The sequence below is a fragment of the Microbacterium sp. AK031 genome (genome assembly GCF_024807145.1).
Lineage (GTDB): Bacteria > Actinomycetota > Actinomycetes > Actinomycetales > Microbacteriaceae > Microbacterium.
Genome location: NZ_JANUCA010000001.1, coordinates 861,871 through 879,072, shown reverse-complemented (window position 1 = coordinate 879,072; position 17,202 = coordinate 861,871). Strand labels below are relative to the sequence as shown.

At 66.2% G+C, this 17,202-nt stretch carries 16 protein-coding genes; 12 read left to right on the top strand and 4 right to left on the bottom strand.

From position 1 onward, the window contains the following. Positions 1-172 precede the first annotated feature (172 nt). The gene (gene thrS / locus HDC95_RS04190; protein WP_259062220.1) at positions 173-2,101 is read left to right on the top strand and encodes a threonine--tRNA ligase; all 1,929 of its coding nucleotides are present in this window, start codon (positions 173-175) and stop codon (positions 2,099-2,101) included. Positions 2,102-2,106: 5 nt separating this feature from the next. After that, positions 2,107-2,691: an HIT domain-containing protein gene (locus HDC95_RS04185; protein WP_259062218.1), complete on the top strand. Its 585-nt coding sequence runs from the start codon at positions 2,107-2,109 to the stop codon at positions 2,689-2,691. A gap of 12 nt (positions 2,692-2,703) precedes the next feature. Here the strand turns inward: HDC95_RS04185 and pdxY are convergent, their stop codons facing one another. Together pdxY and HDC95_RS04175 are read right to left on the bottom strand one after the other, a co-directional pair. Then, positions 2,704-3,555, bottom strand: coding sequence for a pyridoxal kinase PdxY (gene pdxY, locus HDC95_RS04180; protein WP_259061922.1), 852 nt, complete (start codon positions 3,553-3,555; stop codon positions 2,704-2,706). A gap of 39 nt (positions 3,556-3,594) precedes the next feature. Beyond that, positions 3,595-4,902 carry an aminotransferase class I/II-fold pyridoxal phosphate-dependent enzyme gene (locus HDC95_RS04175; protein WP_259061921.1) on the bottom strand — a complete coding sequence of 436 codons (1,308 nt, stop codon included), beginning with the start codon at positions 4,900-4,902 and terminating at the stop codon, positions 3,595-3,597. 97 nt (positions 4,903-4,999) lie between these two features. On the opposite strand from HDC95_RS04175, the gene pdxS reads away from it, so the two are divergent. Continuing rightward, positions 5,000-5,899, top strand: coding sequence for a pyridoxal 5'-phosphate synthase lyase subunit PdxS (gene pdxS, locus HDC95_RS04170; protein ID WP_259061920.1), 900 nt, complete (start codon positions 5,000-5,002; stop codon positions 5,897-5,899). Further along, a complete protein-coding gene (gene pdxT / locus HDC95_RS04165; RefSeq protein ID WP_259061919.1) occupies positions 5,889-6,485 on the top strand; it encodes a pyridoxal 5'-phosphate synthase glutaminase subunit PdxT in 597 nt (198 codons plus the stop codon). The genes pdxS and pdxT overlap by 11 nt, the downstream gene beginning before the upstream one ends. Before the next feature lie 16 nt (positions 6,486-6,501). Here pdxT and HDC95_RS04160 read toward each other — a convergent pair whose 3' ends face one another. After that, a complete protein-coding gene (locus tag HDC95_RS04160; protein ID WP_259061918.1) occupies positions 6,502-7,866 on the bottom strand; it encodes an aminotransferase class V-fold PLP-dependent enzyme in 1,365 nt (454 codons plus the stop codon). A gap of 125 nt (positions 7,867-7,991) precedes the next feature. Between HDC95_RS04160 and HDC95_RS04155 the strand changes: the two genes are divergently transcribed. The 8 genes from HDC95_RS04155 (at position 7,992) to HDC95_RS04120 (ending at position 16,619) form a co-directional block, all read left to right on the top strand. After that, a complete protein-coding gene (locus tag HDC95_RS04155; RefSeq protein WP_259061917.1) occupies positions 7,992-8,750 on the top strand; it encodes a YebC/PmpR family DNA-binding transcriptional regulator in 759 nt (252 codons plus the stop codon). 46 nt (positions 8,751-8,796) lie between these two features. After that, positions 8,797-9,381: a crossover junction endodeoxyribonuclease RuvC gene (ruvC, locus tag HDC95_RS04150; RefSeq protein ID WP_259061915.1), complete on the top strand. Its 585-nt coding sequence runs from the start codon at positions 8,797-8,799 to the stop codon at positions 9,379-9,381. A 9-nt stretch (positions 9,382-9,390) separates the two neighbouring features. Continuing rightward, positions 9,391-10,014: a Holliday junction branch migration protein RuvA gene (gene ruvA / locus HDC95_RS04145; RefSeq protein ID WP_259061913.1), complete on the top strand. Its 624-nt coding sequence runs from the start codon at positions 9,391-9,393 to the stop codon at positions 10,012-10,014. After that, positions 10,007-11,047, top strand: a complete 1,041-nt coding sequence (ruvB, locus tag HDC95_RS04140) for a Holliday junction branch migration DNA helicase RuvB (protein ID WP_259061912.1) — start codon at positions 10,007-10,009, stop codon at positions 11,045-11,047. The genes ruvA and ruvB overlap by 8 nt, the downstream gene beginning before the upstream one ends. Before the next feature lie 72 nt (positions 11,048-11,119). Then, on the top strand, positions 11,120-11,542 hold the full coding sequence (gene yajC, locus HDC95_RS04135) for a preprotein translocase subunit YajC (RefSeq protein WP_259061911.1): 423 nt from the start codon (positions 11,120-11,122) through the stop codon (positions 11,540-11,542). 43 nt (positions 11,543-11,585) lie between these two features. Beyond that, a complete protein-coding gene (gene secD / locus HDC95_RS04130) occupies positions 11,586-13,316 on the top strand; it encodes a protein translocase subunit SecD (RefSeq protein WP_259061910.1) in 1,731 nt (576 codons plus the stop codon). Next, a complete protein-coding gene (gene secF / locus HDC95_RS04125) occupies positions 13,316-14,305 on the top strand; it encodes a protein translocase subunit SecF (RefSeq protein ID WP_259061909.1) in 990 nt (329 codons plus the stop codon). The genes secD and secF overlap by 1 nt, the downstream gene beginning before the upstream one ends. Positions 14,306-14,369: 64 nt before the next feature. Beyond that, positions 14,370-16,619: a bifunctional (p)ppGpp synthetase/guanosine-3',5'-bis(diphosphate) 3'-pyrophosphohydrolase gene (locus HDC95_RS04120; protein ID WP_259061908.1), complete on the top strand. Its 2,250-nt coding sequence runs from the start codon at positions 14,370-14,372 to the stop codon at positions 16,617-16,619. Here the strand turns inward: HDC95_RS04120 and HDC95_RS04115 are convergent. Beyond that, positions 16,606-17,196 (bottom strand): type IV toxin-antitoxin system AbiEi family antitoxin, encoded by a 591-nt coding sequence (locus HDC95_RS04115; protein WP_259061907.1) that lies wholly within the window; start codon positions 17,194-17,196, stop codon positions 16,606-16,608. The genes HDC95_RS04120 and HDC95_RS04115 overlap by 14 nt on opposite strands. Positions 17,197-17,202: the final 6 nt, after the last annotated feature.

The window sequence follows — 17,202 nt, the reverse complement described above, 5'->3', positions numbered from 1 at the left end:
ACGGGAGCACTTTTCTTTGACGGGTCACGGCCGAGTCCCATCGGGCGCCACGCGCGCAGACGATGCCGCGAGGCGAGTAGCCTGGAGGCGACCCAAATGGAGTGATTCAGTGCCTGAAAACGCCCAGCCGACAGACGGCTTCGCCTTGTTCTCTGACCGATCCGTCGTCGCGATGCGCGTCAACGGCGAGCTGAAGGATCTCGCGACCACGGTGACGACGACCGACGAGGTCGAGCCCGTCACGATCGACAGCGAAGACGGGCTCGCGATTCTGCGGCATTCGACGGCGCATGTGCTCGCTCAGGCGGTGCAGCGCATCAACCCGCAGGCGACCCTCGGTATCGGCCCGCCGATCACCGACGGCTTCTATTACGACTTCGGCGTCGAGACGCCCTTCACCCCCGAGGACATCAAGGCGATCTCGAAGGAGATGCAGCGCATCGTCCGCGAGGGACAGCGCTTCGTCCGTCGTGTGGTGACGGATGACGAGGCACGGGTCGAGCTCGCGAACGAGCCGTTCAAGCTCGAGCTCATCGGCCTCAAGGGCGGCAGCAAGGAAGCCGCCGAAGGCGCATCCGTCGAGGTCGGCGCCGGCGAGCTGACGATCTACGACAACACCACGAAGGACGGCGAGGTCGTCTGGAAGGACCTTTGCCGCGGCCCTCACCTGCCCAGCACCCGCATGATCGGCAACGGCTGGGATCTCACCCGCATCGCCGCAGCCTACTGGCGTGGCAGTGAGAAGAATCCGCAGCTGCAGCGCATCTACGGCACCGCATGGCCGACCAAGGACGAGCTGCGCGCCTACCAGCACCGTCTCGAAGAGGCAGCCAAGCGCGATCACCGCCGCCTCGGCAAGGAGCTCGACCTCTTCTCGTTCCCCGAGGAGATCGGTTCCGGCCTGTCGGTCTGGCACCCCCGCGGTGGCATGATCCGCGGCGAGATGGAGCAGCACGCGCGCAAGCGCCACATCGAGGGCGGCTACACCTACGTCTACACGCCGCACATCTCGAAGGAAGATCTCTTCCTCACCTCGAACCACCTCGTCACCTACAAGGAGGGCATGTTCCCTCCGATCGTGATGGATGAGGAGCGCGACGAGAACGGCGAGATTACCAAGCAGGGCCAGGACTACTACCTGAAGCCCATGAACTGCCCGATGCACATCCTGATCTACAAGGAGCGTGCGCGCAGCTACCGGGACCTGCCCCTACGGTTCGCCGAGAACGGCACCGTGTACCGCAACGAGCTCTCCGGAGCCCTGCACGGCCTCACCCGCGTGCGGGGCTTCACACAGGACGATTCGCACCTCTTCGTCACCCCCGACCAGTTGGAAGAAGAGGTCTCGAAGGTCCTCGAGTTCATCCTGTCGATGCTCCGCGACTTCGGGCTCACCGAGTTCGAGCTCGAGCTGTCGATGAAGGACGACGAGAAGTCCAAGTGGATCGGCTCGGAGGAGTTCTGGGAGTCCTCGACCGATGCGCTGCGGCGAGTTGCCGTGGCCTCAGGACTCAAGCTCACCGAGGTACCGGGCGAGGCCGCCTTCTACGGCCCCAAGATCGACCTGAAGACGCGCGACGCGATCGGGCGCACCTGGCAGCTCTCGACCGTGCAGGTCGACCCGAATCTGCCCGAGCGATTCGACCTCGAGTTCATGGACAAGGACGGCCAGAAGAAGCGGCCGATCATGATCCACCGTGCGCTGTTCGGTTCGATCGAGCGGTTCTTCGCGATTCTGCTCGAGCACTACGCCGGTGATTTCCCGGTGTGGCTCTCGCCGGTGCAGGTCGTGGGGATCCCAGTGGCCGAAGACTTCGCCGATTACCTCGGAGAGGTCATCACGACGCTGCGTGACAGCGGTGTGCGCGCCGACCTCGATGTGTCGGATGACCGGATGCAGAAGAAGATCCGCACCCACACCACGGGCAAGGTGCCGCTCATCCTCATTGCAGGGGAGAAGGACCGGGATGCCGGCACCGTCTCGTTCCGCTTCCGAGACGGGACGCAGGAGAACGGCGTCGCGATCGCGGACGCCGTCGCCCGCATCCGCGCGGCGATCGACACCCATGCCCTCGTCCACACAGTGGAGGATCTGGCGTGACCTCGATGCCGGAGCCTTCGATCACTGACGCCTCGTCGGCGACCGAGACGTCTGGCGTCGGCGCGGAGGATGCTGCGCACCTGGCCGGCATCCCCGACCAGTTCCAGCGACTGTGGACCCCGCATCGGATGGCGTACATCCAGGCGGGGCCACAGCCGCTGCGCGACGAGTGCCCGTTCTGCGAGGCCCCCAAGCATCCCGATGCCGAACGGCTGATCGTCGCCCGCGGTGAGACCGCCTACGTGCTGCTGAACCTGTTCCCGTACAACTCAGGACACCTCCTGGTGTGTCCGTACCGCCACATCGCGACGTACGACCAGGCGACGGCCGAGGAGGTCGCCGAAATCGGCGCACTGACGCAGACCGGCATGCGCGTGCTTCGCGACGTGTCGAACTGCGACGGCTTCAACCTGGGAATGAATCAGGGCGCGGTCGCGGGAGCGGGCGTCGACGGGCACCTGCACCAGCACATCGTGCCGCGCTGGGAATCGGACGCGAACTTCTTCCCGATCATCGCAAAGACCAAGGCGCTGCCGCAGCTGCTCGGGCAGGTTCGTGAGGCCGTGGCGCATGCCTGGCCGCAGGCCTGACCGACAGACCAGTCAGCGCACCTGGCGGGCGGCGAACTGCAGCTTCGGGTGCGCGTACGATTCCTGCGCCTCGATGAGCCGCAGTTCGCGCTCACCTGAGTCCAGCGTGAGCTGCAGCAGGTCGAACACGCTCGACGCCGTGCGCTCGAGAGCGGTCTTCGCGCTGCCGGTATCGACGTAGTGCGCCGTGAACAGCGCTGCCGTCACGTCACCTGAACCGTTGGCCTTCATCGGCAGGAACGGCGTCTGCACGATCCACGCTCCGGCGTCGTCCACTGCGAGCATCTCGATCGTGCCCTCTTCCCGGTCGGGCCGCTCGACGCTCGTGACGAGCACTGTCGACGGGCCCATCGCACGAGCAGCGTCCACCGACGCGAGCGTCGAATCCAACGTGTCGGGGTCAGTGCCGGTGAGGAAGCCAAGCTCGAACTGGTTCGGGGTGATGATGTCGGCGACCGGCACGACGCGCTCCCGCAGAAGCTCGGGGATCGCCGGCGCGACAAAGCATCCGGACTTCGCATTGCCCATCACCGGATCGCACGCGTAGAGCGCTTTCGGATTGGCGGCCTTCACGCGCGCGACCGCATCGATTATGACGTCTCCGATGCCCGCGCCGCCCTGATAGCCGGACAGGATCGCGTCGACGTCAGGGAAGGCGCCCCGCTCCTCGATGCCGGTGATGACGTCGGCGACATCGCTCGGATCGATCAATGGCCCTCGCCAGGCGCCGTAGCCGGTGTGGTTCGAGAAGTTGACCGTGTACACGGGAAGCACGTCGACGCCGATCCGCTGAAGCGGGAACACCGCGGCGGAGTTTCCTACGTGGCCGTAGGCGACAGCTGACTGGATCGAGAGGATCTTCATCCTTCGATCCTCTCACTGCTGAGTGTCACCACGCGCACGTCAGCGTACCGCGCCCGCGATGTCGGTCACCAGCTGCTCGGCCTCGTCTGCTGTCAGATCGTGCACAGTGAGACGGAGATGACGTGACGGGGTCTCCGCGTTCGTGAGAGAGAACCCGTCGCCGGTGCGCACCAGCCAGCCGCGACGCATAAGCCGCTCCGACACCGTCCGCGCAGGAATCGGCAGCTCGACCCAGAGATTCATGCCGTCCACGTAACGCGTCTCGATCCCGTGCGCGCGCAGCTGCTCCGCGAACGCCTCGTTGCGCTCGGCGTAGTGCGTGCCGGCGGAGCGGATCGCCACGCGCACACCATCGTCTTCGAGCAGCCCCAGCGTCAGACGCTGCAGCAGGTGACTCACCCATGTCGTGCCAGGACTCAGGCGCATCGCGAGCCGCTCCGCCGTCTCCGGATCGGTCGCGGCGACCGCGAGACACATATCAGGACCGAGGAACTTCGAAACCGACCGCAACAACGCGAAACGCTTGTGATCGGGGCCGATCAGGCTCTCGTACCCTCGGGACGAGAGCATCGAGAAGTGGTCGTCTTCGATGAGCAGAACGTAGGGATGCTCCGCCAACAGCGCCCGCAGCGCGACGGCACGCGCGGGGGAGAGACTGACCCCGGTCGGATTCTGCGCGCGCGGGGTGCAGATGATCGCCCTGACTCCTGCGTCGAGCGCCGAACGCAGTCCCTCGACGGTCATCCCCTCGTCGTCGACCGGCACCGGCACCGCTCGGTACCCACCGAGACGGACCGTGTGGATGCTGGCGAGGAAGCACGGATCCTCCAGCGCCACCGCGTCGTCGCGCATAAGCGCCTGTGCGAGCAGCCGTTCGACAGCATCCACCGCTCCGCTGGTGACGGTGATGTGGAAATCCGCCGCAGGGAGATCAGGGGAGATCCACTCGCGAGCCCACGCCTCCAGGCCGGTGTCGATCACGGGTTCGCCATAGAGCACCGGACGCCCGGCCACGGTCGCCAGCACGGGCGTGGGATCGGGGATCAGGCGCGGGTCGGGGTTGCCGGTGCCGACGTCGCGCAGCACGGTGTCGGCGGCGTAGCCCTCCTGGGCGACGACATCGTGCTCGACGAGCATGGTGCCTGCGCGCCCACGGCTGACGACGAGTCCGGCCTGCGCGAGCTGCCGATAGGCCGCGACGGTGGTGTTGCGGTTCACCCCGAGACGCGCCGCGAGCTCACGCACCGGGGGGAGCGCCGCTCCGGGACGCAGCACGCCGCGGTCGCGCAGCTCACGCACGCTCGTCGCGATGTCGGCTGCTGTGGTCCCCGTGATCTCGTCGTTCATGTCACCCCTCGACATGCGAGTCTACGGGGCGCACCGACAGTGGTATCTTTTGGCATAGATCAAAGTGCACGTTTGGATACCCGGAAGGAAACAGCTCATGGCTGCAGACCAGAATGCCACCACAGGATCGTCCCGCGTCAAGCGCGGTCTCGCCGAGATGCTCAAGGGCGGCGTCATCATGGACGTCGTCACGGCAGAGCAGGCCAAGATCGCAGAGGACGCCGGCGCAGTCGCGGTCATGGCGCTGGAGCGTGTTCCCGCAGACATCCGGGCGCAGGGCGGCGTCTCGCGGATGAGCGACCCTGACATGATCGACAGCATCATCGACACCGTCTCGATCCCGGTCATGGCGAAGGCGCGCATCGGACACTTCGTCGAGGCGCAGGTGCTGCAGGAGCTCGGCGTCGACTACATCGACGAGTCCGAGGTGCTCTCACCCGCCGACTATGTGAACCACATCGACAAGTTCGGCTTCACTGTGCCGTTCGTCTGCGGAGCCACGAATCTCGGCGAGGCACTCCGGCGCATCAACGAGGGTGCGGCGATGATCCGCTCCAAGGGCGAAGCGGGCACCGGAGACATCTCAGAGGCGATGAAGCACATCCGCAAGATCCGTGGAGAGATCGCCGCGCTCACTGCTCTGCCGAAAGACGAGCTGTTCGTCGCGGCGAAGGAGCTGCAGGCCCCGTACGAGCTCGTCGCCGAGATCGCCGAGACCGGAAAGCTGCCCGTCGTGCTGTTCGTCGCCGGGGGTGTCGCCACTCCGGCGGATGCCGCGATGATGATGCAGCTGGGTGCGGACGGCGTCTTCGTCGGCTCCGGCATCTTCAAGTCGGGAAACCCCGCAGAGCGCGCGGCCGCGATCGTGAAGGCCACAACCTTCTACGACGATGCCAAGGTCGTCGCCGAGGTCTCCCGCGGACTGGGCGAGGCCATGGTCGGCATCAACGTCTCCGACCTGCCCGCACCGCACCGCCTCGCTGAGCGTGGCTGGTAACACCACCGTCGGCGTCCTGGCGCTGCAGGGCGACGTCCGCGAACACGAGCGGGTTCTGCACGATCTCGGGGCGGACGTCGTCCGGGTGCGTCGCCCCGAAGAGCTCGCGCAGGTCTCCGGACTCGTGATCCCTGGCGGAGAGTCGACCGTGATCGACAAACTGTCGCGCCTGTTCGGGCTGCAGCATCCGATCCGCGACGCGATCCGAGAGGGGATGCCGGTGCTCGGCACGTGCGCCGGTCTCATCATGCTGGCGGACACCGTGGTGGACGCGATCGACGGACAGCAGTCGTTCGGCGGGCTGGACGTGATCGTCCGTCGCAATGCATTCGGACGCCAGGTCGAATCGTTCGAAGCCGAGCTCGATGTGTCGGCACTGGGTACCCCGAACGTGCGCGCAGCCTTCATCCGCGGACCCGTCATCGAGCACGTCGGTGTGGGCGCCACCGCTCTGGCGAGCCTGAACGACGGCCGTGTCGTCGCAGTGGAGCAGGGCGGGCTCCTGGGTATCAGCTTCCACCCTGAGATCACCGGGGAGACGCGATTCCACCGGCGATTTCTCGACAGAGTCGCCGCGCGGGTCTGATCGCGGCCGCAGTCACTCACCCCTCGACGAGCCTGCGGATCGCGGCCACCGTGCGATCGATGTCGTCGCCGTCTGTCGCCCAGGATGACATCGAGCAGCGCAGCGTGGCGCGTCCCCTCCACTCCGCGCCGGTCACGGCCGCGGTTCCGTCAACGAGGATCGCTTCGCCCAGCGCGCGCGTGGCGTCGTCGGAGCCGAGGCGGAACATGACCTGCGTGTAGTCGACGTCGTTGAGAATCTCGATCGAGCCGATCGCAGACAGACCCGCCGCCATCGCCACGGCGTTGGCGTGCAGGCCGTCGACGAGCGCCGCGATGCCGCTGCGTCCGAGGCTGCGCATGGCCGCCCACGCCGGCACCCCGCGCGCGCGGCGAGAGAGCTCCGGAGTGACATCCCACGGATCGAGGCCGGAATAGATCAGATAGTCCCCGCCCGTGCGGAACGCCGCGATCGAATCCGCAGGTTCACGCACGATGGCCATTCCGCAGTCGTAAGGCACATTGAGCGTCTTGTGCGCATCCGTCGCCCATGAATCCGCGAGCTCCATGCCTTTCGTCAGGGGACGCAGTCCCGGAGATGCGGCGGCCCACAACCCGAACGCTCCGTCGACGTGAATCCACGCCCCATGGTGCTGCGCGATCGGGATCAGCTCCGTGAAATCGTCGAAGGCGCCGGTGTGCACCTCACCGGCCTGGAGGCATACGATCAGCGGCCCCTCGCCTCCGACCAATGCACGCTCCAGCGCGTCAGCGCGCATCCGGCCCTGATCATCGGATTCGATGATCAGGAAGTCCGAACGACCGATTCCGAGGAAACGCGCGGCACGGTCGATGGAGCCGTGACGATCGGCGCCGACGACGAAGCGCATCCGCGGGGCGGAGCGCAGCCCATTCTCGGCGAGGTCCCATCCGGCACGGGCCAGCACGGCAGTGCGTGCGCTCGCGAGACACGCGAAGTTCGCGAGCTGGCCACCGGTGACGAAACCGACGCTGGCCGACGGGTGGAGTCCGAACAGGTCCAGCATCCATTCCCCGGCGACACGCTCCATCGCCACCGTCGCGGGGGTCAGCATCGACGAACCTGAGTTCTGATCCCACGCGGAGACGAGCCAATCCGCCGCGAGCGCGGCGGGATGCGTCCCACCGATCACGAACCCGAAGAAACGCCCACCGGGGATGGCGACGAGCCCGGGATCGGCGCGCTGGGCCATCTCCTCGACGACCGCCGCAGGGTCGGTGCCGTTCTCAGGCAGCGGCCCGCCGAAGACCGCCAGCATCTGATCCAGATCGGCGCGTGGCCACACCGGTCGTTCGTCAACGGTCAGCAGGAACTCGGTCGCGCGCCGATGCGCGGCGTCGAGAGCACGCTCACGAGCGTTCATGCGCGCAAGTCTCGCACCACGTCGATGCGCGAACAAGATGTTCCACGCGATGCCGCCGGGTCTCGTTCGTTAGAATGGACGACGCGCTGCGATGTCAGCAGGGCGGATACGACGAGCGGAGACATATGTCCGGGCATTCCAAGTGGGCGACGACCAAGCACAAGAAGGCGGTCATCGACTCCAGGCGCGCGAAGTCGTGGGCCAAGCTCATCAAGAACATCGAGGTCGCCGCGAAGCTCGGCGGTGCCGATATGGCGGGGAACCCGACCCTGTTCGACGCCGTGTTCAAGGCGAAGAAGATGTCGGTCCCGAAGGACAACATCGACCGTGCGGTCAAGCGCGGCGCCGGCATCGGCGGCGAAAGCGTCGAATACACCTCGATCATGTACGAGGGCTACGGCGCCAACGGCGTCGCGCTCATGATCGAGTGCCTCACGGACAACAAGAACCGTGCCGCAGCCGAGGTGCGCACGACTCTCAGCCGCAACGGCGGCAACTTGGCCGATCCGGGCAGTGTCGCCTACAACTTCACCCGCAAGGGCGTCATCGTCGTCGGCTCAGAAGGCACCACCGAGGACGACGTCATGATGGCGGCGCTGGAGGCCGGCGCCGAGGAGATCGAACCGCACGCTGAGGGCTTCGAGGTCATCACCGATGCCTCGGACCTGGTGGCAGTGCGCACCGCGCTCCAGGATGCGGGCATCGACTACGAGTCGGCTGACGTCGAGTTCGTGCCGAACCTCAAGGTGGAGATCGATGCCGACACCGCGCGCAAGATCTTCCGCCTGATCGACGCCCTCGAAGACAGCGAGGACGTGCAGAACGTCTACAGCAACTTCGACCTCAGCCCAGAGGTGCAGGCCGAACTCGAGAGCGACGACTGAGGCGCGCCCTCGACGCAGTCGCCCTCCTGGCGCATAACCTGGGGGAGTGGCGGCTTCTTCTCTGCGCGTACTCGGCATCGACCCCGGTCTCACCCGGTGCGGTGTCGGCATCGTCGACGTCGATCGCTCGCGCCGCGGCAGCCTCGTGCACGTCGGCGTCATCCGCACGCCGCCGGATATGCCGATCGGCGATCGCCTCGCTGCAGTCGCAGCCGGCATCCGTACCGTGCTCGAACAACATCGCCCGGATGCAGTGGCCGTCGAGCGAGTCTTCGCACAGCACAACAGTCACACTGTGATGGGTACGGCGCAGGCGAGCGGCGTGGCGCTGTTGCTTGCCGCTGAGGCGGGTCTGCCCGCGGCGACTCACACGCCGAGCGAAGTCAAGGCCGCGGTCACGGGCTATGGCTCTGCAGACAAGAAGCAGGTGCAGGCCATGATCGCCCGCATTCTCCGGCTCGATGCGCCGCCGCAGCCCGCTGACGCCGCCGATGCTCTCGCGATCGCACTCTGTCACGCCTGGCGACGAGACGGTGCGTCCCCGAGCGCCTCCGAATCTCTGACCCCTGCCCAGCGTGCGTGGGCGGATGCTGAGCGTGTCGCTCGAACATACATACGATCAGGCTCGTAGGCTGGGAGGATGATCTCCTCGCTGCACGGGACCGTGCTCTCCACAGGCGTCGACCATGTCATGATCGAGGTCGGCGGCGTGGGATTCTTCGTCTTCGTCCCCGGAGACGTGGCGCACACGTCTCGCGTCGGTGAGCAGTTGCGCCTGCACACCAGCCTGATCGTGCGTGAAGACGCCCTCACCCTCTTCGGGTTCGCCGAACCCGTCGAGCTGGAGGTGTTCGGGCATCTGCTGAGCGTCACGGGCGTCGGTCCGAAGTCTGCACTCGGTGTGCTCGGGCACCTCACGGTCGACCAGATCGCCGCAGCCGTCGCCGATGACGACGACGCGCCGTTTCGCCGGGTGTCCGGAATCGGACCGAAGACCGCGAAGCTCATCGTCGTGCAGCTCGCGGGCAAGCTCAAGGCGCCATTGCCGCGTGCTGCCGATGCGCGCTCGGGTACCGGCACCGATGTCATCGCACAGCTGACCGCAGCCCTTGTCGGTCTCGGTTGGTCCGAGAAGGTCGCGAACGAAGCCGCAACGGAGACCGCGGACGCGGCGAGCGACGCCGACAGGCAATCCGTGTCGGCGCTGCTACGTCAGGCTCTCGCCGCGCTGGGCCCCGCCAACGCTGGAGCGCCGCGTGGTTGACGAAGGCGCGTTCGAGGGCAGGAACGCCGAGCCCATCGACGAGGTGGAGCTCGCGATCGAAGGCGCATTGCGGCCGGGCAGCCTCGGTGAGTTCGTCGGACAGCCGAAGGTTCGCGGTCAGCTGCAGCTGCTGCTCGAAGCCGCACGGATCCAGAACCGCTCGCCCGACCATATCCTCCTCGCAGGCCCCCCAGGGCTCGGCAAGACGACGCTCGCGATGATCGTCGCACATGAGAGCGAACGGCCACTCCGCCTCTCCAGCGGCCCGGCGATCCAGCACGCGGGCGATCTCGCCGCGCTGCTCTCCAGCCTGGTGCCCGGCGAGGTGCTGTTCATCGACGAGATCCATCGCATGGCGCGTTCAGCGGAAGAGATGCTCTACCTCGCGATGGAGGACTTCCGCATCGATATCATGGTCGGCAAGGGCGCCGGTGCCACCAGTATCCCGCTCGATCTGGCGCCCTTCACGCTCGTGGGCGCAACGACGCGCTCCGGGCTGCTTCCCAATCCGCTGCGTGACCGGTTCGGCTTCACGGGGCATCTCGAGTTCTACGACGACAGCGACCTCGAGAAGGTCATCCTGCGATCCTCCAGTGTGCTGGGAGTGTCGATGCCGGGCGATGCGCGTGCGGAGATCGCCAAGAGGTCGCGGGGGACACCCCGTATCGCCAATCGGCTGCTGCGGCGGGTACGCGATTACGCACTCGTCCACGGTGAGCACGGATCGGCCTCGATCGCCGAGGTCCGGGCCGCCCTCGAGCTCTACGACGTCGATCCGATCGGGCTGGACCGCCTCGATCGTGCGGTGCTCGATACCCTCGTCCGTCGGTTCAGGGGCGGTCCGGTCGGCCTCAGCACACTGGCTGTAGCGGTCGGCGAAGAGGCGGAGACGGTCGAGAGCGTCGTCGAGCCGTTCCTCGTGCGAATCGGGTTCCTCGGACGCACGCCGCGGGGCCGTGTGGCGATGCCAGAGGCCTACGAGCACCTCGGGCTCCGGCATCCGGAGTCAGTCGCATTGTTCGATGACCTATAATCGCTGAAGGCTTCCACCCAACCCCCTCGGCGTGCCCATTGATGGCGCGCGCACTTTGAAAGGCTCCGCCTGATGGAAATCGTCCTCTTCGGACTCCTCGCAGTTCTCCTCGTCTTCATGTTCGTCAACACGCGCAAGCGTCAGCGGCAGATGAAGGCCGAGCAAGAGGAGAAGGCGACCAGGACGGTCCCCGGCGTCAAGGTGCTTATGCAGGGCGGGATCTACGGCACGATCGTTGCGTACGACGCCGAGGACCTCGACTCGCCTGCACTCGTCGAGATCGCACCCGGCACCGTCATCGAGGTGCACAGCCAGGCGATTCTGCGCATCGTCGAGCCGAAGGATGCCGTCGCGGAGGCAGAGGATGCCGACGCCGTCGACTCCGACGAGATCGTCGATGAGCCGCAGGCTCCGCTCGAGGCGCCGGCAGAGTCGTCGCTCGAGACTCCAGAGGAGACCAGGGCCCGCCTGGATCGCGACTCCGACGACAAGTAGTCCTCGGCCTCGACCGCCCGGCATCGTAGAAAGCTGAACGTACGTGGCATCCTCTTCTCCAGTCCGGCACGCCTGGAAGGTCCTTCTCAGCCTCCTCATCGTGACGGCCGCGCTGTTCGGCGTGAACGCGCTCGGCGTCCATGTGTTCAAACAGAGTTCGTGGGCACCTGAGCTCGCCCTCGACCTCCAGGGCGGCACGCAGATCGTACTCGGCGCCGTCACGGAGGACGGCGCCGATCCTACTCAGGAGCAGCTCGACCAGGCCGCTGCGATCATCCGTCAGCGCGTGGATGCCGCCGGTGTCGCCGAAGCGGACGTCGCGACCGAGGGCGGACGCAATATCGTCGTCCAGATCCCCGGTACGGCCGACGAGGAGACGCGTGCGCGGATCCAGGCCAGCGCACAGCTCGAGTTCCGCTCGGTGCTCTACGTGGGAGACCCCGCGACCGAGTTCGTCGGCGAGGACGGCAACGCCACGCCGTACCCGACCCCCGATCCCAGTGCCAACGACGTTCCGACGGCCGAGCCGACCGATGGCAGCGACATGTCGTGGATCACGGAGAAGCTGCAGTCGGAGTTCCTCGCCTTCGACTGTGCAGACCCCGACAATACGGCGGCTGACGCCCCGGAGGATGAGCCGCTCGTCACCTGTGATGACACGGGTGCGGTGAAGTACATCCTCGGCCCGATGGAGCTCTCCGGCGACGCCATCGACGACGCGACCAGCGGACGTGCACCGGACTCCGGTGCATGGACGGTGAACCTCGTGCTCGACGGCACCGGCACAGAGGTCTTCGGCAAGATCAGTCAGCGGCTCTACCAGAACCAGATCGATGGCCTCAGCCCTCGTGACCAGTTCGCGTTCGTGCTCGATGGCAAGGTGCTCTCCGCTCCGCGGATGAACGCGCAGATCCTGAACGGCAAGCCCAGCATCTCGGGCTCGTTCACTCAGGAGACGGCAGAGACCCTCGCCGACCAGCTCAAGTACGGCGCTCTGCCGCTGAGCTTCACGACCGAGAGCTCAGACACGGTCTCGGCCACCCTCGGCACGCAGCAGCTGCAGATCGGTCTGATCGCCGGGCTCATCGGCCTTGCGCTCGTCGCCGTGTACTCGCTGCTGAGCTACCGTGCGCTCGGTACGGTGATCATCGCGTCGATCGCGGTGATGGGTGTGCTGACCTATGTGATCGTGTGCATCCTCGCCTGGCGTCTCGGTTTCCGCCTCTCGCTCGCCGGTGTCGCCGGCCTCATCGTGTCGATCGGCTTCACGGCCGACTCGTTCATCGTGTACTTCGAGCGCATCCGAGACGAACTGCGTGATGGGAAATCGATCACGAGTGCCGTCGAGGACGGATGGGGCCGTGCCAAGCGCACGATCTACATCTCGAAATCGATCAACGTTCTCGCCGCCGTCGTGCTCTATGTCCTCGCCGACTCCACGGTGAAGGGTTTCGCCTTCACCCTGGGGCTGACGACCCTGATCGACGTCTTCATCTTCGTGATCTTCACGCACCCGGTGATGCAGCTGCTGGCGCGAACCCGATTCTTCGGAGGCGGCCACAAGCTGTCGGGCCTCGATCCGGACGCTCTCGGCGCGGTCTACCGCACGCGTACGCAGTACCGTCAGGTCACGCCGGCCACCGCCGGTCGTGCGGCCAGGAACAGTCGTTCGCGCGCGGAAGCCGAACGCCGACAGACCATAGCCGAACGCAAACGCGCTGAGGCGCTGGCCGGCGACAGAACCACCAACGCCGGAAGTGAGGGAGAGCGCTGATGGCCTCCATGGATGAATTCGGCAACAACCTCTACAGCGGGAAGACCTCGTTCCCGTTCGTCGGCAGGCGACGTCTGTGGTTCGTGATCGCGATCGCACTTGTCGTCGCGTCCGCTCTCGTCCCGCTGCTGCGTCCGGTGCAGTTCTCGATCGAGTTCACCGGCGGGTCGCAGTTCACGGTGCTCGCGCCGTCCGATACGGATCAGTCGATCGCGACGGGTGCGGTGAAGTCCGTCGTTCCCGAGGCCGCCGCCAAGGTGGCGATCGTCAACGGCACTGACGTGCGCGTGCAGACTTCGCAGATGAGCCCGGAGGAGACCCAGAGCGTCGCCGGCGCATTGGCCGAGGCGTACGACGTGCCCGCCGAGGAAGTCGCGTCATCTTTCATCGGCCCGGTCTGGGGCGAGAGCGTCACCAGGCAGTCGCTCTGGGGCCTGTCGATCTTCCTCGCACTGACCTTCCTGATCCTGGCGATCTACTTCCGCACCTGGAAGATGTCTGCCGCGGCGATCATCGGTCTGCTCGATGTGCTGATCATCACGATCGGTGTGTACGCGCTTGCCGGCTTCGAGATCTCACCGGCGGCGGTGATCGGGTTCCTCACGATCCTGGCGTACTCGCTCTACGACACGACGGTGGTGTTCGACAAGATCAGAGAGAACACCACGGAGGACGGTGAGAATTCGTCTCGAACGTTCGGTGAATCCGTGAACCTGGCGGTCAACCAGACGCTGATCCGGTCGATCAACACATCGATCGTCGCAGCGCTCCCTGTCGGGGCGATCCTGTTCATCGGCTCGTTCTGGCTCGGCGCGGAGACTCTCACCGACATCTCGCTGTCGATCTTCGTCGGCATCCTCGTCGCCACGTACTCCACGCTGTTCGTGGCCGCTCCGCTCTACTCGCTGTTCCGCGAGAAGGAGCCGCAGATCATCGCCCAGGACAGCCGCGTGCTCGAACTGCGCGAACGCGCTCGCGTCGACGCTTAGCACCGTCGGGCGCGAGCCGCGCCTGCTCTGCGCGCGTAGGATGTTCTGACCCGGAGGTGTAGTGATGGCGGAGGCGAACACGTCGACGCAGGGATCCAGTCTGAGAAGACTGGTGCCCCGCATCTTCTCGCGCGCCCCCCGCATAAACGACCTCGGCAATCTGGTCCGTACGGTCCGGGTGAACCATCCCAAGGGCGATCTCGCGATCATCGAACGTGCCTACCGGGTCGCGCATCAGAAGCATGAGGGACAGAAGCGCCAGAGCGGCGAGCCGTACATCACGCATCCGCTCGCCGTTGCGCAGATCCTCGCGGAGATGGGACTCGGTCCGCGGGCCATCGCCGCGGCACTCCTGCACGACACGGTGGAGGACACGGGCTACGCACTCTCAGAGCTGACCGAGGCATTCGGCGACGAGGTCGCCATGCTCGTCGACGGCGTCACCAAGCTCGACAAGGTCAAGTACGGCGAGAGCGCGCAGGCCGAGACCGTCCGCAAGATGATCGTCGCGATGTCGAAGGACATCCGCGTGCTGCTCATCAAACTCGCCGACCGTCTGCACAATGCGCGCACCTGGGGCTTCGTCCCGCCCGAGAAGGCGGAGAGGAAGGCAAGGGAGACGCTGGAGATCTACGCTCCGCTCGCCAACCGTCTCGGCATCCAGGCGATCAAGTCCGAGCTCGAGGACCTCTCGTTCGCGGTTCTGCACCCCAAGATCTACGCCGAGATCAACAGTCTGATCGCGCAGCGCACCCCGCAGCGTGAGAAGTATCTGGGCCAGGTCATCGAGTCCATCAACGAGGACCTGCACGATCTGAGGATCCGCGGCAAGGTCGGCGGTCGCCCGAAGCAGCTGTACTCCGTGTACCAGAAGATGGTGATCCGCGGACGCGAGTTCGACGACATCTACGATCTCATCGGCATCCGCGTGCTGGTGAACTCGGTGCGGGACTGCTACGCGGTGCTGGGTGCGATCCACGCGCGCTGGACGCCGCTTCCCGGTCGGTTCAAGGACTACATCGCCACTCCGAAGTTCAACCTGTACCAGTCGCTGCACACGACTGTCATCGGGCCGAGCGGCCGCACGGTCGAGATCCAGATCCGCACGCACGAGATGCACCAGCAGGCGGAGTTCGGTGTCGCCGCGCACTGGATGTACAAGGAGCGGATGAACGGGGGCAGGCCCGTCGCCGGACCCACGGACACCGACATGACCTGGCTCGCGCATATCTCGGACTGGCAGGCCGAGACGGCTGACCCCAGCGAATTCCTCGACTCGCTGCGCTTCGAGATCGGTGCGAAGGAGGTCTACGTCTTCACTCCGAAGGGGCGCGTCATCGGCCTGCCCGCCGGTGCCACACCGGTCGACTTCGCGTACGCCGTGCACACTGAGATCGGCCACCGCACGATGGGTGCGAAGGTCAACGGTCGCCTGGTGCCACTCGAGACAGCGGTGAAGAGCGGCGACGTCGTCGAGGTGTTCACCTCGAAGAACCCGGATGCCGGTCCCAGCCAGGACTGGCTCAGCTTCGTCAAGAGCACACGAGCGCGCAATAAGATCCGTGGCTGGTTCACGAAGGAGAGGCGCGAAGAGGCCATCGAGCAGGGCAAGGAGTCCATCGCCCGTGCGATGCGCCGCCAGAACCTGCCGCTGCAGCGTCTGATGAGCCAGGACTCGTTCTCAGAGGTCGCCCACCAGCTGCACTACGAAGACGTCTCGGCGCTCTACGCCGCCGTCGGCGAAGGCCACGTCTCCACGCAGTCGGTGCTGGAGAAGGTCACCGCGCTCATCGCGGCGAACGACACCACGACGGGTGCGATCGAGATTCCAGGGCGTGCGCGCTCTCGGGAGCCTCGAACGGGTGACTCGGGCATTCTCGTGCGCGGCGCCGACGACATCCTCGTCAAGCTCGCCAAGTGCTGCACCCCGGTGCCTGGTGACCCGATCGTCGGCTTCGTCACGCGTGGCAGCGGCGTGTCGGTCCATCGTTCGGACTGCGTGAACGTCAAGGCGCTCAGCGCCGAGGAGCAGCGTTTCGTCGAGGTCGAATGGGCGCCGACGACGAAGAGCGTGTTCCGCGTGCAGATCCAGGTCGAGGCGCTGGACCGCTCTGGCCTGCTCTCCGACGTCACGCGCGTGCTCAGCGAGCACCACGTGAACATCCTCTCGGCCACCGTGAACACGAACGACGAGCGTCTGGCCATCAGCAGGTTCGTGTTCGAGATGGGCGACTCCGTGCACCTGGACCGGGTGCTCAACGCCGTACGGCGCATCGACGCGGTCTACGACGTCTATCGCGTCACCTCGTCCTGAGCGTCACGTCGTCCTGAGCGCACTCATGCGCGGGCAGGGCGAGCAGCTCTGCGACGACCGACATCGCTGCCCGTTTGCCCGGCATGCGTGAGCGTGCGGCAAGCAGCGTCTGCACCTGCGGCACCAGCGACGGGAACGCTGCGGCCATCTCCGACATCCACACGGCGCACTCGTGGTATCGGCCGGATGTGAGCACGAGATCTGTCAGTGTGCGCAGCGGCGTGGTGACAGGTATCACTCCGATGACGACCAGGTCGGAGGGCGGTACCCGCCCTTCGTGGGCGATCACGTCGCTGCGCTGACTAATGCGAGGACGATGATCGACGGCGCGCTGGGTGTGATGTCGGGCCGGAGGCGTGTCTCCGACGCCGTGCACCCACGCTGCGGTCGGACCGCTCGCGGCGTAGCCGGGGGAGAGGATCGGCGAGACAGCCGCTGCTCTGGCACCGGCATCCTCCGGCAGATCGGCGGGCATGTAGCCTTCGCCGACCTCGACGAGCAGGCCGTCCAGGCGCGCTGCTCCCAGCTCCTGCTGAGACAGCAGCGCCCCGGGTCGGTAGAACAGCGACGGATCCACACATTC